The following is a 23,104-nucleotide window of genomic DNA, read 5'->3' on the forward strand; positions in this document are numbered from 1 at the left end:
TGTTGCTTTATTTTTAAAGCCTCCTTCTACAACTTCCCTTAAAAAATTCTACCTTCGTGTCTTTCACGACCCATAACAACCATCAATAGCAAAAAGTGACCAGAAAAGTAGTGATATTAGGAGGAGGTGAGAGTGGCGTAGGAGCCGCAATTCTAGCCAGAAAGCAAGGTTATCAGGTCTTCTTGTCCGATAGTCAGTCCATCTTGATGCATTATCAGCAGGTACTGAAGGACTACCAAATAGTTTATGAAGAAAAGGGTCATACCGAGGAGAAGATACTAACAGCCGAGCTCATTATCAAGAGTCCGGGCATACCTGAGAAATCGTCACTAATCCAACGTATCCGGGAGCGAGCGATCCCTGTAGTTTCCGAAATTGAATTTGCCAGCTGGTACACTTCCGCAAAAATTATTGCCATTACTGGCAGCAACGGCAAAACGACTACTTCCATGCTTACCTATCATCTGCTGAAGGAGTCAGGGTTGTCGGTTGGATTAGCAGGAAATGTCGGCGACAGCTTTGCCTGGCAGGTAGCTGAAAAATCCTTCGATTATTACGTGTTAGAAATTAGTAGTTTTCAGCTGGACGATATTGACCGATTTAAACCTAATATTTCAGTAATACTGAACATTACGCCGGATCATTTAGATCGATACGACTACGATTTCCAGAAATATGTGAATTCCAAATTCCTCATTACGAAAAACCAGACTGAGGAAGACGCCTTCATCTATTTTGCTGATAGTATGGTGCTCCTCACGGAGTTCGCCAAGCGAAAGCTACCTGTCCGAGCTATTCCAGTTTCCTTGGCTTCTCAGCCTCCCATAGGAGGGTATCTGGCTGATGATATATTGGTGAGTCAGCTACCGGAGGGAGAATTTATAGAACCTTTTCCCAACTTACCGATCCAAGGGCCACATAATGCAGTGAATGCTCTGATAGCTATTACCATAGCACAACTTTTAGGAGTCGAATCTCAAAGGATACGCAGTAGTCTGGCCACATTTGTGAATGCGCCTCACCGGCTGGAGCCCGTTGGTAATATTCAAGGTGTTTCATTCGTCAATGATTCCAAAGCCACGAATGTAGACTCCGTTTACTATGCTTTAGGAAGTTATACGCAGCCCATCATACTCATTGCAGGGGGAGTAGACAAAGGCAACGACTATAGCCAGATCGAAGACTTGGTAAGACAAAAGGTAAAGGGTTTGATAATTCTTACCCCTGATTCGCAAAAACTAGAGACCTATTTTGAGGGAATCGTACCCCAGATATTCGTTACTCAAAAAGTGGAGGAGGCCGTGCAAACGGCAGCGAAATGGGCAGAGTCTGGAGATGTGGTACTACTGTCTCCAGCTTGTGCCAGCTTCGACTTATTTAAAAATTATCAGGACCGGGGCGAAAAGTTTAAACAAGCAGTAAAGGAATATGCCCATGAAATGGGCGTTAGCTTATAATACATATACTAGAATCGATGGTTGCCATGGAGGCTTTGTTAAGAATAAAGGATTATACACAAAACTGGTTTGCACGTAACCTGAAGGGGGATCGATGGATTTGGTTTATCTGTATCATCATGCTTTTATGGAGTATTGTTGTAGTATACAGTGCCAGTGTAAAAGATGCCTATAGTCACAAACAGGGAGATACAGAATATTACCTTCTGAAGCACTCTTTTTTATGTTTGCTTTCTTTAGTAATCATGTATGTTGTTCATAAAATCCCATATATCCGATTTGTCTATGTGACACGTTTGGCAGTTTGGAGTTCTATCTGTCTGCTTATTTTTACAATGTTTTTTGGGACCTCTGTCAATGAGGCTTCCCGATGGATTGAAATACCCATTATAGGCCAACGCTTTCAACCATCAGAATGGGCCAAAGTCGCCCTGATTGCGCATTTATCTCTGATATTGGCTCGCCATATCAAGGGGGGCTGGAATACACGGGAATTATTTATGGAGCCTTTGGCCCTGGTTGGCGTGGTATGTGGCCTTATTTTCACCAGCAATGTTTCTACCGCCCTAATGCTGGCCGGCATTTGCTTTCTGCTGATGTTTGTGGGTAAGGTCCCGCTTCATTACCTGGCCCTGACAGCAGTGGGGGTCTTGTTCTTTGCTACTGTGGCAATCCTGCTCAATTCAACCCAGCGCTCGGGTACGGCTCAGAATCGTATTGCGTCATTTCTGGACAAAGATGTTGTGGTATATCAATCACAGCAATCCTATATGGCTATGGCCCGGGGGGGATTGTATGGTGAAGGGGTAGCCAAAAGCCGGCAAAGACGCTTCCTTCCCGAACCTCAGAAGGACTTTATTTTTGCCGTGACTGTCGAGGAATATGGGACCATTGGCGGATTAGTTCTCATCTGTTTTTACCTGATTATCCTTTTCAGGGGACTGAAAGCCATAGAACTCACCAAGAGACCCTTTGGAGGGTTACTTTCGGCAGGTCTTACCTTCACAGTAGTTTCACAGGCATTATCGGCCATGGCTGTAACCGTTGGATTGGTGCCCGTCACAGGTCAGACCCTCCCATTCTTTAGCCAGGGAGGAACCTCCTTATTGTTTACGGGCATTGCTATGGGAATGATCCTCAGTGTCAGCAGGGGAGAGAATGCAGAAGAACAACGAATTTAATATTTTTGAGTATGAAGGTGATAATTAGCGGAGGAGGAACTGGAGGGCATATCTATCCGGCAGTGGCCATAGCCAATGCCTTAAAGTCTTTGGATCCTACAATCGAAATATTATTTGTGGGAGCGGAGGGTAAAATGGAGATGGAAAAGGTTCCAAAAGCAGGTTATCTGATTATTGGGCTACCCATTACCGGAATCCAAAGAAGTATGAGTCTATCTAATCTGGCCTTCCCATTCAAATTAATAAAGAGCTTAGCGATGGCCAGGGGAATAATCAAGAATTTTAAACCTGATATAGCGGTGGGGGTAGGTGGCTATGCCAGTGGACCTTTGCTATTGGTTGCTTCTATGCTGGGCCTGCCCACCGTGATTCAGGAGCAAAATTCTTATGCGGGAATAACCAACAAAGTGTTGTCAAAATGGGCCAAAAAGATATTTGTGGCTTACCCCAATATGGAGAAGTTTTTCCCTAATGAGAAAATTTTGTTTTATGGAAATCCTGTACGGAGCGATATCCTAGACATTTCTAGTAAACGCGATCAGGCCGCGAAGCTTTTTCAACTGGATGCTTCTAAAAAAACTTTGCTAATTATTGGAGGTAGCCTGGGTGCCCGTTCTATCAACGAGAGTATTGCTGCAGGCCTAGTGCGTCTGCTGGATCAGGGATATCAGATCCTTTGGCAAACAGGGAAGGGCTATGCTCGTCAGGCAGAAGAACTTATCCTCAAAATGAAGGGTCGGCCAGTGCGTTCTTTGACTTTTATTTATGATATGGATTTGGCCTATGCTCTTGCCGATGTTGTGGTGTCAAGAGCTGGAGCCCTATCCGTTTCGGAGCTGTGTTTGGTAGCCAAGCCTTGCATACTGGTCCCCTATCCATATGCCTCCGAGGATCATCAAACGCAGAATGCATTGAGTCTGGTGAATATCAATGCAGCATGGATGGTTAAGGACGACTTAGCTTCATCGGAGCTGATTACCAAAACCTTAGCACTATTGTCGGATGTCGGGCAACAAGAAATTCTGGCAAAGAATATCCGCACCCTAGCACAGCCTGATGCCGCTATGCACATTGCGAAGGAAATTATAGGATTGGTTGATAAATAATAATAGGACGGTAGCGATTAAAAATCTATGGAAACGTATAAGCAAGTATATTTTGTAGGGATAGGTGGTATAGGCATGAGCGCATTGGCACGATGGTTTAAGGCTAACGGTTATGATGTGGCAGGCTATGATAAGACGGCTACTCCGCTGATAGAAACACTACAAAAGGAAGGGGTTGAAGTTACGTTAATGGATGAGGTAGATACCATTCCTGAGCGGTTTCGTAAGGATGTAGATGCTACATTGGTCGTGTATACACCGGCCATACCTATTAAACATGTTCAACTGAACTATTTAAGAGACCATAATTTTATGATATTAAAGCGTTCGCAGGTGCTGGGTAAAATGGCAGGAGTTATGCGGACGATAGGGGTAGCGGGTACGCATGGAAAGACTACAACCTCGTCGATGTTGGCGCATATTCTTCGCGCTAGCGGGGTCAACAGTGCGGCATTTTTAGGTGGTATCACCCAAAATTACGGAACGAATATGCTGATGAATGAACCCGCTGATCGACTTAGCGAGGTGGTCTGTGTGGTGGAAGCCGATGAGTTCGACCGGTCTTTTTTAACCCTGTTTCCTGAAGTGTCCATTGTAACTTCAACGGATGCCGATCACCTGGATATCTACGGCAGACATGAGGAGCTACTAGATTCGTTCAGAGATTTTGTTGGGCAAACCGAACCTACAGGACTTTTGGTGATGCATGATAGCCTGGAGCTAGCCAGCGCGTCGAAAGCGCCAGTGCTCACCTATTCTCTAGAAAATGGGGACGCCAGGACGGAAAATATACGTATCGAGAATGCACGTTTTGTTTTCGATATCATTCACCCTGATGTGGAGATCAAAGAAATACGAATGAGGGTGCCTGGCTATCATAATATTGAAAATGCCATAGCGGCAGCCTGTGTAGGATTGTATCTTGGCATAGCACCCGACGAAATAAAAAATGCATTAGAGAGTTATAAAGGTGTGAAACGTCGATTTGAATATCACATTGATCGGGAAGATTTGATATATATTGATGATTATGCGCACCACCCAACCGAAATCAATGCCTTGATCTCTTCGGTAAGGGCTCTTTATCCAGGGAAAAAAATTACGGCCATTTTTCAGCCGCATTTATTCTCCCGGACCCGGGACTTTATGGAAGATTTTGCAGAAAGCCTTTCCGCAGTCGATCGCCTGCTACTATTGGACATCTATCCGGCAAGGGAGCAGCCCATACCGGGCGTGAGTTCAGAGCAGTTGATGGAAAAGGTGAACATAGAACATAAACAGATAGTGACGAAGTCGGAAGTTTTAAATATCTTTAAAGCAGATGATGTGGAAGTCCTTCTAACGATTGGAGCGGGAGATATCGATACCTTGGTCAAAGGAATCCAAAATTTATTTGATAGACCTTTAACTAATTAATTGGCCGGGACCCTTTTAATATTACTGAGATGTTACGTAAATTTGATTATTCTTGGCACTTTTTGAAAAAAAGCCTTTGGATTGTTATACCTTGTCTGGGTATAGGAATGGCCGAGCATCGAATTGACCATCAGCGCTGTGCGAATTTGGTCATTAATATCGCAGGAGACCCTGGCACCAATTTTCTGGATCAAAGGGCTATTTTATTGCTGGCTACCGAGAACGGAGGGGCACCATTAACAGGAGCTAGATTAAAAGAAATTAACCTGGCCGATGTAGAACAAAGGATATCTAGAAATAAACTGATAAAAAAATGTCAGGTTTTTCGTGACCTTAAAGGTAATATAGTAGTAAATGTAGATCAGGAGCGTCCATTAGCTCGCTGGATTAATAGTGCTCCGGTGGGCGAATGGCATAGTGCCGAAGGCCATTACCTAAATGAGGAGGGCCAGGTTTTCCCGTTGTCCGACAGTTATTCTGCACGGACCTTGTTGCTTTCAGGCTCTTATCTTTCTAAGATTGAGCGCCTGGATCCGGAAAGTCCTTTGATGGAAATGATACGGTTTCTGGATCAGGACCCTTTTTGGAAAGCACAGGTCACCGAAATGAATATAGATGGGCAGGGAGAAATAAGTTTATTAACTTTACTGGGCGATCAGCGTGTCGTTTTTGGATCGGCGGAGGATTATCGAAAGAAATTGGAAAAAGTAAGGCTGTTTTACGAACACGTACTCAGCCAGGATTGGGGTAGATATTCCAAAATTGTAGTAAAATTTCAGGATCAAATAGTTTGTGAATAGAGATTCACTGGTATAGCATGGCACAGGAAAATATTGTAGTTGGAGTTGATATTGGAAGTACGAAAATAGCCGTGGTTGCTGCTCAGATGCAGGCCGATCATGGCTATCAGAATACGATGGAGATATTAGGGTTTAGTGAGGTGCTAATGCCAGCGGGAGCTGTAGTGAACGGTTCCGTAGAAAATATAAAACAAGTAGGTAAGGCTATACGGACGGCCCTGGCCGAAACAGCTATCTTGTCTGATCTGGAGATTGGAGTCGTCAATGTTAGTTTCAGCGGGAGTCACGTGAAGGTTACCGAACAAGCGGACGGCGTTCTCAGGCCCTCAGCCTCTACGGGCGAGGAGGTAACCCAAAAGGATGTAGACCAGCTCGTGGAAGATATGTACCGAGCCAAAACCGAACCTAATTATGAGGTGCTTCATGTGCTTCCCATGGATTTTGTTGTGGACAACTCCGCAGGTGTTAAAGAACCGGTGGGGCGTACGGGTATCAAACTGGGAGCTAACTTTTTGATAGTCTCTGGCAATAATCAGTCTATTCAGCGTACGCGAAAAAGCCTGTTAGATGCCGACCCCCATCTGGGATATGATAAGATGATTTTTGCCCCTTTGGCGACCGGATTAGCCGTTTTGGCAGAGAATGAAATGAAGGCCGGAATCGCCCTGGTAGACATAGGCGACCATACTACTGATCTGATTATCTATCAAGACAAAATTGTAAGACATATTATCTCTTTCCCCATTGGTGGAAGACATATTACCGGAGACCTATCGATAGGCTGTGGCATTCAACCCGACAATGCCGAGCAGCTTAAGAAGGTCTATGGATCGGCCCTGTCCGAAGATATCCCCTTGAACATTGAGATTTTAGTGAACTTCTTGGCAGGGAGACCCCCGAAACAGGTATTAAAAAAGAATGTTGCGCTCATCATTGAAGAACGCCTGAAGGAGATAGCGGCCATGATCTATGCCGAAATTTTGAATTCAGGTTATGAAGAAAAGTTAATCGGTGGTATTGTCCTAACAGGTGGTACTGCCAATATTCCGGATATCGAATTGTTGTTCGAAAAAGTTACGAATATGTCGGTGCGGGTAGGCTTCCCAGAAAATCTGGCGCATACTTCCAAGGCTGACGCCGTAAGTAACTCTACTTATACGACTGCCATAGGCTTAGCCTGGGCCGGCGTGAAGTCGATAGACCCTCGAGTGAAATCCGTCTGTAAACCCTCTCATGAAGATAAGATGAGGCAGCCAACCGGGCAACCGGCGCCCGCAGCTGCCAGGCAAGAACAAAAGCCAAAGCCAGAACCCAAAAAACCGGGTTTGAATTTTTGGGAAAGTTTGCTGGGAAAGAAAGACCAGCAGGCAGACGAGTATTAGCAAAAAGGAAAGGGAGAAACGTTAACTTAGGGAGCATATGAACAGCAGTTTATTACACGCATTAGACCAAGATTATATCGTGAATGAGATCGTCAGAGAACAACCCAATGGTAATTCCCAGTTGGAACCTGCCATTATCAAAGTCATAGGTGTTGGAGGTGGAGGTAGTAATGCTGTAAACTACATGTTTGAGAAAAAAATCAAAGATGTAGAATTTGCAGTATGCAATACCGATCGCCAAGCATTAGCCAATAGCCCCGTTCCGGTAAAAATTCAGTTAGGAGCTACCCTTACACAAGGACTGGGAGCAGGAACCGATGCTACGAAAGGGAAAGAGGCGGCATTGGAGACTATTGAAGAAATTAAAGCATTATTGGGCGGATCTACCCAGATGGTATTTATTACCGCTGGTATGGGCGGTGGTACCGGTACCGGTGCCGCTCCGGTGATCGCCCAGCTGGCCAAAGAAATGGGTAAGCTCACCGTAGCAGTAGTTACGGCTCCTTACACCTGGGAGGGCTTGGACAAAAAAGAACAGGCTCTGGAGGGTATAGAGCAGTTAAAGGAATATAGCGATACCGTACTGGTGGTATTGAACGATAAGCTGGAAGAGCTGTACGAAGACATGACCCTCACCCAGGCATTTGCCGAAGCGGACGGGATATTATTAAATGCTGTAAAAAGTATTTCCGAGATTATTACCACTAGCGGAAATATCAATACGGACTTTAAAGATGTTGAGAAAGTGCTCAAAAGAGCCGGTCAATCGGTAATGGGTACTGCGGAAGCGAAAGGTAGTGAAAGAGCGCGCATAGCCATTCAGGAAGCGCTCGACTCCCCGCTGTTAAATGACCGGGATATTAAAGGCGCCAAAAGGATTTTGGTGACTTTGGCTACCAGTAAGAAAAATGAGGCCACTATGAAAGAGCAGCGCGAAATATGGCGCTACGTGCTTTCTCAGGTAGGTGGTGAAGCAAGAATGTTTAAGTTGGGAACCATTACCGACGATTCTCTTGATGAGCGTCTTCGTGTGACAATTGTGGCTGCTGGATTTGACAGTGTGGAATCACCTATTCCCGGGATGGAAATAAGGACAGAAGGGCGTACTCCGGAACTACCAGTAGGAGACGCCTATGGGCATGCTGAAGAAGAAGCCAGTTACAGTACGGCTGAATTAGAGGCGACGCCTACCTCTTCAATCGATTTGGATTTGGACGCCACCAGTATCACGATGCCTTCGGCAGATATGAATATTTCCTATGCAGAGCCCGAGAATGATGGACCCTGGGATCAGGAAGAAATGGAAAGACTTACTGCCATGGTAATGTCCTTTAGAGAAGGAGTGGTGAAATACCAGGATTTGGAAGGTGCGGCATATAAAAGAAGCAGGCTGGAGCTATGGAGAAGACCCATAATACCAGCCAGCGAAATGGAACAGCATTGGTTAAAATAAGAGAGGGCGAAAGCCCTCTTTTTGTTTTAAAACGAAAGTAACTGTTGCGCTTGAAGAGCTATAAGTTCTTTGTATAGTGGATTGGTAATGTCGGCTCCGTCGAAGTGCATACGGATCTGCGCTAACTTTACTCTCAATGCCAGTGTATTCATCCCCAAATAGCTAAATACGTCGTTCAGGTGGCTAAGGGCAATCGTAGCTCCTTGTGCATTGCTCGATAATCCTACCAGTGCGGCCTTCTTGTTATTAAAACTATTAGGATAGGGCAGACCATCTATAAAGGCCTTAAGCACGCCCGGATACGATCCGTTATATTCCGGAACGATAAAGACAAATCTATTTGTCTCCTCCAAAAGAGACCTCAAACCATTAAATGTTTCGTTCTTTCCTGTATTTTCATAAAGAGCGGATACGGTAAAGTCGTGGGGAAGATTAATGAGATCTAGGATGATACTAGGCTGTCCCAAACTGGTCAGCACCTTTTGATAGTACCCAGCTATCTTTGCTGACATAGAGCTGGGGCGGTTGGTGCCTACAATAAGTACAATAGGTAAAGATGTATTTGTCATTTCTTAAAAGCAATTCTATAATGGTCTGGCGCATCAAAGCATGGTTCAGTAGTCTAACAAAATTTATTCCTTTTTGTTCTTATTGATACGTAAAACTTGGCTTTCTGGGGGGGATAAATGGTCATTCCCAAGTTGCTGTTTCAGGATACCGAAGATTTATTATTATCTTTGACCCCTAACTGTAGTAAGTATATTGCTTAATTAATTGCTGCACAGGCTTTTGTTAAAGGTCACAACCCAACTATCAACATGTCTTGGTTTATTCGTAAAGAAAAAGGTATTATCACTCCCACTGAAATGAAGCGCGAAGCGCCAGATGGATTATGGTACCAATGTTCTAATTGTAAGAAAATATCGGCAACCAGAGAGCATAAGCTCAATGCCTATACTTGTATTCATTGTAATTACCATGAAAAAATTGGCTCAGAGGCCTACTTCGAACTATTGTTTGACGATAACGAGTTTGTAGAGCTGGATGTGGAACTCACCTCTGGCGACCCTTTGAAGTTTGTCGATACCAAAGCCTATCCCGACCGGGTAAAAGCTACCATGTCTAAAACGGGCCTTCGCGACGCTGTTAGGACCGGCCATGGTAAAATGAACGGAAGTCCACTGGTGATAGCGGCTATGGATTTTAATTTTATTGGCGGCTCCATGGGGTCGGTAGTAGGAGAGAAAATTGCCCGAGCCATTAGCTACTCCCTTCAGCATAAGACTCCTTTTCTTATGATTTCCAAATCTGGCGGCGCCAGGATGATGGAAGCCGGCTTCTCGCTTATGCAAATGGCCAAAACGTCGGCACGATTGGCGCAGTTATTAGAGGCCAAAATTCCTTATGTATCTTTACTGACCGATCCTACTACAGGAGGTGTCACCGCCTCATATGCCATGCTAGGAGATTTTAATATTTCCGAGCCAGGTGCCCTAATCGGATTTGCAGGTCCCCGGGTTATTCGTGAGACTATTGGCAAGGATCTTCCAAAGGATTTTCAAAGCGCGGAATTTGTTCTTGAACATGGATTCCTGGACTTTATCGTCGATCGGAAAGATTTGAAAGATAAACTTTCGAGCCTGTTGACTATGCTTCGTTGATATGAGACTGGTATCCCATCCTGTACTATGCAATTATTACGTAACTTATCGCTGTAATGCGGCTTGTGGTTTCTGTGATATATGGGAAAAACCATCACCTTATATTACCCTGGAAAATTTCAGAGAAAACTTAAAGGACCTTAAGCGTCTGGGTGTCAAGGTGATTGATTTTACCGGTGGAGAACCCCTCCTGCATCGGCAGCTGGATGTCCTCTTGAGAGAGGCCAAGTCCCATGGAATGATCACGACTGTCACTTCCAATGGCCTGCTTTACCCCAAGTATGCCGAAAGGCTTAAGGGGCTGGTCGATATGCTACATTTTTCATTGGATTCGCCAGTTCGGGAGGAGCATGATGCTTCTCGTAAAGTCAAATGCTTTGACAAGGTGATGGAATCCATTGACATTGCGCGGGGTCTGGGCGAACGTCCCGATATAATTTTTACGGTCTTTGAATCCAATATTGGTCAGATAAGACAACTGTACGAAGAAATTTGTATTCCAAATGATTTAGTTCTTATACTGAATCCTGTATTTGAGTATAATGGGGTTGGTGATAGCCTAACTCCGGAAGCCTTAAAGGAACTGAGCTGGTGGGGAAAGCAAAAGAATGTATACCTAAATGAGGCCTTTATACAGCTGCGCCTTGATGGAGGTAATAAGATGGCCGACCCGGTGTGTAAGGCTGCTAGTACGACATTAGTAATTTCTCCCGAGAATAAATTAATATTGCCCTGCTATCACCTGGGGTTAAAAGATTTTGAAATTCAAAATAACCTCTTTGCTTTATATAACTCGGAAGAGGTACAGAAACTGGTGGCCCTCGAAGGGCGCCTACCTGCTTGTGAAGGCTGTGCCATTAATTGCTATATGCAACCCTCTTTTGCCGTAGAGATGAACCGATATTGGTGGAAAGCCCTGCCCAGCACGCTAAAATATAGCCGTTTGAAAGGAACCTGGAAACGACTTCTTAGTCCATAAAACGCGGGTTGTATTGGCTACTTCCGGGCCCTTACATTATTTGTACATAAAAGCGCCATAGAAGTAGCCAATGAGATTTAATACTTAATGTCGCATAATACGAAGCACCTTCGTAAGGCCTTGTGTAGAATATATATTTACTAAATAGATTCCAGGTGGCTGCGCTTTAAGGTCAATCACATGCCTGCTCTCCAGGATCGACTGAATCCCAATTTCTTTCCCATCTAAGCTAAAAATACGTAGGAAACTGCCTTTCTCGGGTAGACCTGGGAATTGTATCTCCACCCGCCCGTGTGTAGGGTTAGGTCCCATCCTTAATTTTGCCCCTAGGTCCTGAGCCTCAACCGCAATAATGCGGGAGAAGGTAACGCTTCCGTCCAGGTCGAGCTGTTTTAAACGGTAATAAAGAGTTCCGGACTCTTGTTTTGCATACTCCATATCCACGAAACGATAGATTTGGGAAGGGGACATTTCCAGAGTTGCTACGGCTTCAAACTGCTGGGCGTCTAGGCTGCGCTCCACTACAAAGCCAGCATGGTTTTGCTCTTCACTCGTTTCCCAATCGAGATGAACTGATCCATCCTCTTGGCGGTGGCCACGTACGAAGCGATAATTAACCGGTAAGCTTGGGGAAGACTCAATGATCAGTAAGGGGCGGTTCTCGGCTACACCAGCCTCTTTTGAGGAGAATTGCATATCTGTCTTGCCTCCTAAAGAGGTTGATGACAGCCGTACGGAAAATGGTTCTCCGGCAGGTAAATTTTGAATAACGTCTGTAACATCCCATTCCATTATGCCCGAAGAAGACTGGCCGGGTTGTGTTGCCAGCTGCGTGCCGATTGAGGGTTTATTATTCCAAGTGAGGCCCGTCTCTGTCCAGGTGCTTGTCGAGGTCTGATGTACTACCAGATTGGTCGTATGAGCGTCTAAGTTACCATAGGTTCTGTAAAGTCGTAACGTGGCCTTTGTGATTGGGGTACTTATATTTTTGGGTGCAAACATAAAGTAGCTTTCTCTGGAGTAACCCACTCCATCATTCTTGACGGTGAGGGTGTTGGCTGTGCCATAGTTGGTGTCGGCATATGTTCCGTTTCTGACGAAGCCATCGGCTATGGCCGGGAAGCTATCTTGAATAGGAGGTAGGGGCGGAGCAGTGTAGAGGGGGCTACTGCTGTTAATAACTCCAGAAATGCTGCTCCCCGCCATTTGCCCATCTGGGAGGGTAAGTTCAAGTTGGCGCATACCCACAATTTGAGGCGCCTGAACTCCGATATGAACATCGGGAAGTGTCTGGGTTGGGTCCGCGGCAAATAGGGTTAGTTCGGGCTGATCCAGATCCTTAACCAGAAGTGTAATAGGGCGATTTACGGTTAGGGTTAGTTCAGGACTAGCATAGGTTCCTGGCTCATAAAACACTATCTGCATCATATTTGATACAAGATTCTTGACGGCCTGAATGGTCTTCGTGTTAGAAAGGATCTTAATATTTGACATAGCGTAGCTGTTCATCGCCACTGTGCTGGTCTTGCCAGGGGCTATGATATAGGCATAGTTGCTATCAACGGGAGTTACCCCGTGGTCGATCCACAACTTGAAAACATCTTTGCTGATGGGCGTGTTAGAATAGATGGAATTAATTTCCGCTTGGCTTCCCGACTGTATCTGACTGCTCAATTTGACTTTTCCTCCGTTTGGAAAGAAATAACCAACGCTATCGTGAAGCACCCATTGGATGTCATTGGGGGATGAGTAGGTTCCCATGGGAAGTGTTTGCTCCCCCGCAGAGGTTTTAATATGCACGGAACCATCCAAAAGGGATTGATTGAGCGTGCTGTTAATGGTCTGGGAGGCAGTAGAGGTAATGCCCGCTCCCAGGCATACGATTTCTTCGTCAAAGAAAAACCATGCTTTTTTGGCCTGGGTATTGTATTCGTTCATGGCAAAGGTACTCAAGCCATATAGGCCGTCGGAGACTCCGCCTACGAAGCTGCTGGTGCCCGACGAATTCCCCCATGCCGGACGTAGGGGAAAGGTGGTAATTGCCGGGACGGTCGTGCCCGGTATTTTGTTCCAGTCCCATACAGGATAGATATTATAATATTCATTCCCATTCACGGCAATATAGGTGGCGCCTTCAGTAAGGTAATAGCCCTTGAGATTCTCTCCGTTCCCGTTTTCAGCTTTAACTGTCCGGGTGGAACTTCCCCGCAGACCAAACATATAAGCAGGGCGGTGATGTACGGTATAGTCCGATCGCCAATAATGTCGGTTCTCAGGTGCTACTTGTTCAGAAGGTGCCCAGATACCTTTCATTCTATTTATGGCATTTTCGTATTCCTGATTATATTCTGGCAGGTCAAACTCCTTCAGTTTTTCAATTAGTACGAAATCAGCTTTGCCATTATTCGGCCTGCTGATGCCTCTGTTATAGACATTAAAGTCGGTATATGAGCCACGGGAAGCCTTGATAAATGAATTGCGTACGAAACCTGAGAATATGGCCAGTTTTTCCGCCGGAATGGCATAGGCTGTTCCCGTGACTTGCGGGGCAATATTACAAATCCCCGATACATATTCCCGCCCGTATCCGTAGACATATAGCTGGGCACCATGTGCCTGGTAGGAATAGTCCATCTGGATTCCTTCTCCTGTAGTAATAGCTATGGAGTTAGAGGTGGCAGTAATGGCCTGGCTGAGGAGTCCTCCATCATTGGTAAGGCAGGCGCGCATAATGTAATGTTGTGCTACATCAGTCAGGTTAGAGCCATCCTTACTGGGTGAGGCTGTGATCGGGACTCCTTTTGTCATCCATGCCAATAGCTGATTTTCTAAGGTTGAAGAAATAGATCCGGGCGACTTTCGAAGACTAATTAACAAATTTCCAATGTCCTTAGGCACGCTTATGGTAACAAAAAACCAGTTCGTGCTCGATGGTTCAGGACTTATTCCCAGCCAGTGGCCTATGGCCAGGTTCAAACTCGCGAGCGCAGTTGAATCTCCATAATGTATGCTTCCAGGATGGGCATAGGCTCTGGCAATTTCGGCCATCCGTCCGGTATGCCGTACGGGCTGCCAATTAGACTGAGCGTGATCCTGATAGTCGATGTCGGACCAGGACCCGTCAGATTGCATGGCGTTGAGGTGACTCGTTACAGCGGCATCTATGCTGCTTATAGAGGCGCTGGTTTGATAGCGTGTAAAGATGCGGTCCATAATCACTTCCAGGTCGTCTGCGGGTTGCGCTCGGCTTGTGATCGAGCACGCAAATATTGCTAAAAGGAGGTGTAGTAACTGTAGGGTCGACTTCATAAGCAGAATGGTTAGGTTAGGGATAGGTTTTGTTTACTGAGGCCAGTCTAAGGGATGTGCCTCAAGGAGGCGACAGAATTTTTCTTCTGGCTGGCGAATTGGAAGCTAAGGTTATGTAGCTTTTACGGGTTATCATAGTGGAATATGACTTTACGGTGTATAATATGGAATTTATTATTAAAGTGAATGGAGTCCTTTCATTACTCATCAGTATTAAAGTTTTGTCACTGACAACTAAACCAGTAAGATAAAAAAGGGTGGAGGGTAATTCCACTGAGAATGCTTGACTTCAAAATATTTACTATTACAACCATTCTGAGCGCTTAGATTATCAGGGATTGGTAGAATGGGGGCAATAGACTAATTTTACAAATGATTAATTAGAATATGTATGGCAGAGAAATTGGTAAAGCAGGTTAATATAAAGAATCGCAGGGCTTCATTTGAGTATTTCTTCCTTGAGGAGTATACGGCTGGAATTGCCCTTACGGGAACTGAAGTGAAATCGATCAGGCAGGGGAAAGTGAATTTTCAGGATTCATATTGTTTGCTAATGGAAGGAGAGCTTTTCGTAAGGAGTCTGCATATTTCACCTTATACGGAGGGTACTCATTATAATCATGAGCCCATGCGGGACAGAAAGCTGTTGGTTACGCGTCGCGAGATCAAGAAAATTACGGAGAGTATGAAGGATCAGGGCCTGACAATCATTCCGGTACGAATGTTTACGACCGAGCGGGGGCTGGTGAAATTACACATTGCTCTGGCAAAAGGGAAGAAGCTATATGACAAGAGAGACAGCATTAAGGAGCGGGATGTGAAGCGGGAAACCGATCGGATGCGCTTCTAACAGCTTTTCAGAGCGAATAGGGCAGTTCTTCTTTATAATAAAGTAAAAATGGCCAAGGTCCCAGTCGTAATTTTTGTTATTTTGAATCGATTTCTTTTTAAAAATACCTATATTGTCGGAACGAAACCCCTTTTTGTCCCATGGGTAAAGTATTGGTTCTCAATCAAGATTACAGCGCCTTAAGTGTTTGTACGGCTCCAAAGGCCTTTTTGCTGGTTTATATGAATAAGGCGGAGATGTTAGCACATTCGCCTGATGAGCATCTTCGGACGGTGCGGGATCGATATCCTATGCCGGTAGTGATTCGGCTGAATCGTTATATTCATATTCCTTATAGGGGTGTCGTCCTTACGCGGCATAATCTCTTCAAAAGAGACCGGAACCGCTGTCAGTATTGCGGCACACATGAGCATCTTACTCTGGACCATGTCATTCCCAAGTCCCGGGGGGGGCGTACTTCCTGGGACAATTTATCCACGGCATGTAAACGTTGTAATTCGAAGAAAGGAGATCTCACACCGGAAGAAGCCGGTATGCCTCTGAAACAAAGGCCCTTTCGACCCTCTTTTTTGATGTTTATTCGTGATTATTCGGACATTGCTCCTGAAGAATGGCTTCCATATTTAGGAGTGAAGAGCCGCGTTTATAGCTGATATTGCCTCTTATTACTGCTTTTTCTCACAGCCTAGTCTAAATATCATGAAATATTTGGACAACTACTGGCTTATTGATTACTAATGACTTACCTTTGCAAGCTCATTTTTATAATATAGTACATTTCACTTATTTTCAGCCAAATAGCCCGTTGGTTGATGTATTTCAGGGCGCTAATTCCTATATATGTCTAAGGAAAAACAAACACCAGAATTACCCGATTTTGATTGGGACAAAGCAGAAGACAAAGGTTTTGGAAAGAGCTATTCAGCAGCTGATCGCCAGAGCCTAGAACAAATGTATGAAGGAACCCTTTCTCCTGTACAGGAAAAAGCGGTTGTTAAGGGAATCGTTGTAGGTATTACAGATCGCGAAGTAATCCTGAACATTGGTTTCAAGTCAGATGGTATCGTTTCATCTAACGAATTCCGTGACATCCCTGGGATGAAAATCGGTGACGAGGTAGAAGTATACGTAGAGAACCAGGAAGACGCACAAGGACAATTGGTGCTTTCACGTAAGAAAGCTAAGGTAATCACTGCCTGGGATAATATCCAGAAATCCTTCGATGAGGATGTGGTTATTGATGCCAATGTAAAAAGAAGAACCAAGGGTGGTTTGATCGTGGACATCTTCGGAATTGAGGCTTTCTTGCCAGGTTCTCAGATCGACGTGAAGCCAATCCGTGACTTCGATGTTTTCGTAGGAAAGCGTATGGAAGTTAAGGTTGTTAAAATCAACTATGCAAATGACAACGTCGTTGTTTCTCATAAGATCCTAATTGAAAAAGATCTTGAGGCTCAGCGTCAGCAAATATTGAATAACCTTGAAAAAGGTCAGGTATTGGAAGGTGTGATCAAAAACATGACCAACTTCGGGGTGTTTATCGACCTTGGAGGTGTAGATGGACTTTTGCATATCACCGATATCTCATGGGGACGTATCAACCATCCATCCGACCTATTGGCTTTAGATCAGAAATTGAACGTAGTAGTACTCGACTTCGACGAAGAGAAAAAGCGTATTTCACTAGGATTAAAACAACTTCAGTCGCACCCATGGGATTCTCTTGAAGAAGAGATTCAAGTTGGTTCTGAAGTGAAAGGACGTATTGTGAATGTTGCCGATTACGGTGCATTCCTTGAGATCAAGCCTGGTGTAGAAGGATTGATCCACGTTTCTGAAATGTCATGGTCTCAGCACCTGCGCAATCCTCAGGAGTTTATGAATGTAAACGACGAGATTGGTGCAGTGGTATTGACCCTGGATCGTCAAGAGCGCAAAATGTCTCTTGGTATCAAACAACTTACCGAAGATCCTTGGACTCAGGCAAGCCTTAAAGATAAGTACTCGATTGGTACACGCCATAAGGGGGTAGTACGTAACCTTACTAACTTCGGTTTGTTTATCGAGCTTGAAGAGGGTATCGATGGATTGGTACACGTATCTGATCTTTCATGGACCAAGAAAATCAAGCATCCTTCCGACTTCGTGAAGGTGAATGATGAATTGGAAGTAGTAGTTCTTGAGCTGGATACAGACAACCGTCGTTTGGCTTTGGGTCATAAGCAACTGGAAGAAAACCCATGGGATACTTTCGAGTCAATCTTTGCAGTGGGTACCGTGCACCGTAGCACCATCGTTGCAAAAGGAGATAAGTTTGCTACCCTTGAGCTTCCTTACGGAATCGAAGGTATATCTGCTATCAAGAATTTGGCCAAAGAAGATGGTACACTTGCGGAAGTAGGTGAGAGCCTGGACTTCACCGTTCTTGAATTCCTGAAAGACGAAAAGAAAATCGTACTTACTCATTCGAAGGTTAAAGCTCCTGCTCCTTCTGAAGAGAAGAAAGAAGAGAAGGCTCCTAAGCCAACTCCTGCGAAGGCAGCTAGCCAAGAGAAGGAAGAGAAATCTACCTTTGGCGATCTGAGCGTCTTGTCTGCTTTGAAGGAACAATTCGAAGAAAACGAGAAGAAGGAAAAAAAATAGCAAATATTATAGATGAGATGGCTGAATAGCCAAATTATTTTATACTTTTGCACCGGATTAGCGGATTCACCTCCGCTAATCCTTCCTGGTTCCGTGGCCGAGTGGCTAGGCAGAGGTCTGCAAAACCTTCTACAGCGGTTCGAATCCGCTCGGAACCTCCATACATATCTGATAGTATGGGCTTTCATTTTGCTAGGAAAGTGCCATAGAAATAGAGCTATGAAAATTTGCAAATTTGTGAATTTACATGGCTCTATTTTTTTTGTAATTCACTGTTGCAGAGTCGTTTAGTCTTTGTTAAGGGGCAAATTGGATACTCTATTAATTAGAAGTATTATAAATAAGACGGCACTACAAAATATAATTAAAATACTTTTGTGGATAAGGAATCGTGAGCTAGTTTTGTCTATTGAAGAATAATGCATAGTTTATTATGAATATACCATTCCGAGAAGGCTCAAAGTTTTTTCCTACCTTGAAGTGTTCAAGCCGGTTAATTGCGTTCGCATTAACCCTTGTTCTTAGTTTACCGTATGTTGTTTCCGCCCAGGAAGCAGCTGCAGACGCCGGTGGCGCCGATATTGCCCATGGCGAAACGGTATTCAAGAATAATTGTGCCCAATGTCATGCCATTACTGATGAGCGTGTCGTAGGACCTGGATTAAAAGGTGCTACCGACCGTAATAACATGGATTGGTTGATTAAGTGGGTAAAGAATTCACAAGCGATGATCGCCGCTGGGGATCCTTATGCGGTGAAAATTTATAATGAATATTCGAAAGCGCAGATGACCAGTTTTCCTGGCCTGTCGCCAGAAGACATCAAAGCTATTTTTGCGTATGTAGATAATGCGGCAACGGCCGCTCCTGCAGAAGCAGCAGCTGGAGCCGCTCCCGCCGCAGGTGGTGCTGCCGCCAGCAGCGGACCTTCCGATATGTTTATGGTGGTTCTGGTAGCCCTAGTAATTGTCATGTTACTCGTTCTGGGTGTGCTATTGGTAATCGTAACGATTCTGAGCAAAGCGGTGAATGGCGGTGATAGCTCAGCCTCAGAAGGTGACTTCATGGGTCGTCTTACCAAATCCCTTAAGGGTGTGGTTTCCGATCCTGCGATTCGCTCCGCTGTGATCTGGGTATTTGCTCTTCTTGCTTTGAAAGCTACCGTAGACGGTGCCTTTGGAGTAGGGGTTCAGCAAGGTTATGCTCCTAAGCAGCCTATCGCTTTTTCACATAAATTGCATGCCGGAGAATATAAGATCGATTGTAACTATTGCCATACCGGCGCGAATAGAGGACAATCTGCTCATATTCCTTCAGCCAACATTTGTATGAACTGTCACGGAGTGATCAAGAAGGAGTCTCCTGAAATTCAGAAAATTTATACTTCCATCGAGAACGACCAGCCTATTGAATGGGTAAGGGTTCACAACTTGCCTGACTTCGCCTACTTCAATCACTCTCAGCACGTAAATGTAGCCGGAGTGGAGTGTCAGACTTGTCATGGGGAAATAGAGAAAATGGAAGTGGTACAGCAACGCTCCTCCCTGACTATGGGATGGTGTATCGACTGTCACCGGAAGACAGATGTTAATACCAAGGGTAATGAGTACTACGATAATCTGGTACAGTTGCACGCATCTGAGAGCCAAGAGGCTCTAAAAGTTGAAGATATTGGTGGATTGGAATGTTCAAAGTGCCACTATTAATACAAGGAAATTAACAGCAGAATACATCGCATTTGTATTGAAATTTTATGAAAAATTCTGATAAAAGATACTGGAGGGGACTCGAAGAACTACGCAACGACGAAAAATTCGTAAAGAATGCTGGATCAGAGTTTGCAGATGCCCCTACAGATACCCAGTACGAAAGTTTAGTGGATGGTACTGGATCCAATCGCCGTGATTTTCTAAAAGTATTAGGTTTTGGTATGGCGGCCGTTTCTTTGGCTGCCTGTGAAACCCCAGTAAAAAAGGCTATACCTTATGTGAATAAGCCTGCTGGGGAATTCCCAACCCTAGCCAACTGGTACGCCTCATCTTATACAGAAGGGGGCGATTTTGCCAGTATTTTGGTAAAAACAAGAGAAGGGCGACCCATTAAGATTGAGCCAAATGATATAGGTACTGGTTTTACCGGAATTGGAGCACGGGTACATGCTTCTCTTTTAGGTTTATACGATAACGAAAAATTAAGAGGTCCTAAAAAAGGAGATGATACCAAAGTCTCCTGGGAATCGGTAGATAAGGAAATCATGGCACAGCTGGGCCAGATTGCCGCAAAAGGTGGTGCAATCCGCATCCTTTCCAATACCATTCTGAGTCCATCTACCAAATCGGTTATTGCCGACTTTACGGCTAAATATCCCACCACCCAGCACGTTATGTACGATGCTAATTCGGTTTCGGGACTCATTAAAGCCAACGAACTTTCTTTCGGAAAAGCCGTAGTTCCTTCTTATGACTTTAGTAAAGTTAAGACTGTTGTAAGTATTGCCGCTGATTTCCAAGGTTCTTGGATTGCCCCTGAAATGTTTGCAGGTCAGTTTGCAGAGACCCGCCGGGTTAGCAGCAGCAAAGACGGTAAGAAGGATATGTCGCGCCACTATCAGTTTGAGACAACTTTGTCTTTGACTGGCTCTAACGCTGACTACCGTACCGCCGTTAAGCCATCTCAATTGGGACTGGTAGTAAGTGCATTGTACAACAAAGTAGCTGCAAAAACAGGAGGAAAGTCTATCAGTAGTGCAAACATAGATGTGGCACATCTAGACAAGGCTGCTAATGACCTGGTAGCGGCGAAGGGGCAGGCCTTAGTAGTTTGTGGTGTAAACGATCCATCGGTGCAGGTAGTGGTAAATGCCATCAATGGACTATTAGGTAGCTATGGTAGCACCATCAATTTGGATGCTCCGTCTTATACTCGTCAGGGTAATGATGTGGCGATGAACCAATTGGTAGACGAAGTGAAGGGTGGAAAAGTAGATGCTCTTTTCGTAATGGGTGCCAATCCGGTTTACGATCATCCTCGGGGAGCGGAGCTTGCTGCAGCCCTTCCGAAGGTAGGCCTTAGCGTCTCTTTCAATGACCGGGCCGATGAAACCTCTTCATTAATGAAATTTATTTGTCCAGCTCCTCATTACCTGGAGTCATGGAACGATGCTTTGCCTAAAGCTGGACTATATACCCTTACACAGCCTACCATTAGTTTGGTATTTAATACCCGCCAGGCTCAAACGAGCCTATTGAAATGGGCTGGTGCAAAGGACGATTATCATGAATACGTAAAAGCAAATTGGCGCAAAAATGTATATACGCAAGGCGGTAAAGGCGACTACGAATCCTTTTGGGTAAAGTCGCTGCACGACGGGGTATATATGGCTCCTTCTACAGCTACGGGTGCGGGTAGCACTTTTGCTGGCGATGTAGATGCAGCAGCTGCGGCTATAGGAAAGACATACAAAGCTACTGCTTCCGGATTGGAACTTGCTCTATACGAAAATGTAGGGATGGGTAACGGATCAGCAGCTAATAATCCCTGGTTGCAGGAATTACCTGAGCCGGTAACCAAAGCCTGTTGGGATAACTTTGCAATGATTTCCCAGTTCACCGCCTCCGAACTAGGGTTTGCTCAGGGAGATGTTGTGAAAGTTGACTTTAAAGGAAAGGCTATAGAACTTCCCGTAATGGTGCAGCCCGGACAGGCCAATGGAACGGTTGCCATTGCTATAGGATATGGTCGTGAAAAGGCTGGTAAGTCGGCCGACGGGGTCGGGAAGAATGCTTACCCTCTGGCCACTTTCAATAATGGATTCCTTTCATTCGCTCCAGGAGAAGTTACAGTTGCCAAAACTGGAGACTTCCGCGAGGTAGCCCAGACCCAAACTCATGGCACGGTCATGAACCGTAAATCGGTATTGCAGGAAACTGTTTTGGGACAATTCCAGAAGGATCCGCTAGCGGGCCGTTTCATTCCAAAAATTCCAACTTCGGACGGAGTAGTAGATGCTACCAATCTTTCGCTTTGGAATGGACATGAATACAAAAACCATTCATGGGGAATGGTTGTCGATCTGAATACTTGCTACGGATGTGGCTCTTGTGTGATCGGCTGTCAGTCAGAAAATAATATACCTGTAGTAGGTCGTCAGGAGATCATCAATAGCCGTGAGATGCACTGGATGCGTATCGACCGCTATTATAGCAGTGATGCCGATGTAGAAGATCTTCGTGGATTGGAAATTGCTTCTGAGAATCCTGAAGTTACTTTCCAGCCTATGATGTGCCAGCACTGTAATAATGCTCCTTGTGAGACGGTTTGTCCAGTATTGGCAACTACACATAGCTCTGAAGGACTTAACCAGATGACCTATAACCGTTGTGTAGGTACTCGCTACTGCGCCAACAACTGTCCTTATAAAGTAAGACGTTTTAACTGGTTTAAGTATTTCGATAACGATAATTTCGATTATAACTTCAATAACGACCTGGGTAAGATGGTCATCAACCCTGAAGTTACAGTTCGTTCACGTGGTGTAATCGAAAAATGCTCAATGTGTGTTCAGCGCATTCAGGAAGGAAAGCTTACCGCCAAAAGAGAAAGACGTACTGTTAAGGATGGTGATATCAATGTAGCCTGTGCCTCGGCTTGTCCTACCAATGCGATTACCTTCGGTGATATGAATGATTCGGAAAGTAGAATTTCTAAATTATTAGCAGAGGAAATTGAAGGACGTGCTTTCCACATGTTGGAAGAGATCAACGTTAGACCACAGGTGTCATACCTTACCAAGGTGAGAAACAAGGATGCTAAGGCGGCCAAAGAAGTAGCTCCAAAAGAGCACGCCTAATTGTATTTTTTTGAATTTG

At 44.8% G+C, this 23,104-nt stretch carries 16 protein-coding genes and 1 tRNA gene; 15 read left to right on the top strand and 2 right to left on the bottom strand.

The genetic code is table 11. The features are described 5' to 3' along the window. The first annotated feature begins 95 nt into the window (after positions 1–95). From murD to ftsZ, 7 genes are read left to right on the top strand one after another with little or no spacing between them, the layout of a single operon-like run. Positions 96–1,457, top strand: coding sequence for a UDP-N-acetylmuramoyl-L-alanine--D-glutamate ligase (gene murD / locus X939_RS0108695; RefSeq protein WP_025762873.1), 1,362 nt, complete (start codon positions 96–98; stop codon positions 1,455–1,457). A 26-nt stretch (positions 1,458–1,483) separates the two neighbouring features. Then, entirely contained in the window at positions 1,484–2,638 is a 1,155-nt protein-coding gene (locus X939_RS0108700; RefSeq protein WP_044199036.1) for an FtsW/RodA/SpoVE family cell cycle protein, read from the top strand. 11 nt (positions 2,639–2,649) lie between these two features. Then, complete coding sequence (gene murG, locus X939_RS0108705; RefSeq protein ID WP_025762875.1) at positions 2,650–3,744, top strand: undecaprenyldiphospho-muramoylpentapeptide beta-N-acetylglucosaminyltransferase; 1,095 nt, start codon at positions 2,650–2,652, stop codon at positions 3,742–3,744. A gap of 27 nt (positions 3,745–3,771) precedes the next feature. Continuing rightward, positions 3,772–5,160, top strand: coding sequence for a UDP-N-acetylmuramate--L-alanine ligase (gene murC, locus X939_RS0108710; RefSeq protein ID WP_044198845.1), 1,389 nt, complete (start codon positions 3,772–3,774; stop codon positions 5,158–5,160). A gap of 29 nt (positions 5,161–5,189) precedes the next feature. Further along, positions 5,190–5,960, top strand: a complete 771-nt coding sequence (locus tag X939_RS0108715; RefSeq protein ID WP_025762877.1) for a cell division protein FtsQ/DivIB — start codon at positions 5,190–5,192, stop codon at positions 5,958–5,960. 17 nt (positions 5,961–5,977) lie between these two features. Further along, positions 5,978–7,342, top strand: coding sequence for a cell division protein FtsA (gene ftsA, locus X939_RS0108720; RefSeq protein ID WP_025762878.1), 1,365 nt, complete (start codon positions 5,978–5,980; stop codon positions 7,340–7,342). A gap of 37 nt (positions 7,343–7,379) precedes the next feature. Next, complete coding sequence (gene ftsZ, locus X939_RS0108725) at positions 7,380–8,795, top strand: cell division protein FtsZ (protein ID WP_052353429.1); 1,416 nt, start codon at positions 7,380–7,382, stop codon at positions 8,793–8,795. A gap of 26 nt (positions 8,796–8,821) precedes the next feature. Here the strand turns inward: ftsZ and X939_RS0108730 are convergent, their stop codons facing one another. After that, positions 8,822–9,364: an NADPH-dependent FMN reductase gene (locus X939_RS0108730; protein WP_084299369.1), complete on the bottom strand. Its 543-nt coding sequence runs from the start codon at positions 9,362–9,364 to the stop codon at positions 8,822–8,824. A 249-nt stretch (positions 9,365–9,613) separates the two neighbouring features. Between X939_RS0108730 and accD the strand changes: the two genes are divergently transcribed. Further along, a complete protein-coding gene (gene accD / locus X939_RS0108735; protein ID WP_025762881.1) occupies positions 9,614–10,456 on the top strand; it encodes an acetyl-CoA carboxylase, carboxyltransferase subunit beta in 843 nt (280 codons plus the stop codon). A gap of 1 nt (position 10,457) precedes the next feature. Next, positions 10,458–11,435 (top strand): radical SAM protein, encoded by a 978-nt coding sequence (locus X939_RS0108740; RefSeq protein ID WP_025762882.1) that lies wholly within the window; start codon positions 10,458–10,460, stop codon positions 11,433–11,435. Between the two features lie 84 nt (positions 11,436–11,519). Here X939_RS0108740 and X939_RS22960 read toward each other — a convergent pair whose 3' ends face one another. Further along, a complete protein-coding gene (locus X939_RS22960) occupies positions 11,520–14,744 on the bottom strand; it encodes a polysaccharide lyase family 8 super-sandwich domain-containing protein (protein ID WP_025762883.1) in 3,225 nt (1,074 codons plus the stop codon). A gap of 391 nt (positions 14,745–15,135) precedes the next feature. On the opposite strand from X939_RS22960, the gene smpB reads away from it, so the two are divergent. The 6 genes from smpB (at position 15,136) to X939_RS0108775 (ending at position 23,085) form a co-directional block, all read left to right on the top strand. Continuing rightward, positions 15,136–15,594, top strand: a complete 459-nt coding sequence (gene smpB, locus X939_RS0108750; protein WP_025762884.1) for an SsrA-binding protein SmpB — start codon at positions 15,136–15,138, stop codon at positions 15,592–15,594. 140 nt (positions 15,595–15,734) lie between these two features. Next, positions 15,735–16,247 (top strand): HNH endonuclease, encoded by a 513-nt coding sequence (locus tag X939_RS0108755; RefSeq protein ID WP_025762885.1) that lies wholly within the window; start codon positions 15,735–15,737, stop codon positions 16,245–16,247. Positions 16,248–16,434: 187 nt separating this feature from the next. After that, a complete protein-coding gene (rpsA, locus tag X939_RS0108760; RefSeq protein ID WP_025762886.1) occupies positions 16,435–18,237 on the top strand; it encodes a 30S ribosomal protein S1 in 1,803 nt (600 codons plus the stop codon). Between the two features lie 87 nt (positions 18,238–18,324). Beyond that, positions 18,325–18,398: transfer RNA gene (locus X939_RS0108765), tRNA-Cys, on the top strand. Positions 18,399–18,712: 314 nt separating this feature from the next. Further along, a complete protein-coding gene (locus X939_RS0108770) occupies positions 18,713–19,942 on the top strand; it encodes a c-type cytochrome (protein ID WP_052353445.1) in 1,230 nt (409 codons plus the stop codon). Positions 19,943–19,989: 47 nt separating this feature from the next. Continuing rightward, the gene (locus X939_RS0108775; protein WP_025762888.1) at positions 19,990–23,085 is read left to right on the top strand and encodes a TAT-variant-translocated molybdopterin oxidoreductase; all 3,096 of its coding nucleotides are present in this window, start codon (positions 19,990–19,992) and stop codon (positions 23,083–23,085) included. Positions 23,086–23,104 lie beyond the last annotated feature (19 nt).

This window comes from Dyadobacter tibetensis Y620-1 (assembly GCF_000566685.1).
GTDB lineage: Bacteria > Bacteroidota > Bacteroidia > Cytophagales > Spirosomataceae > Dyadobacter > Dyadobacter tibetensis.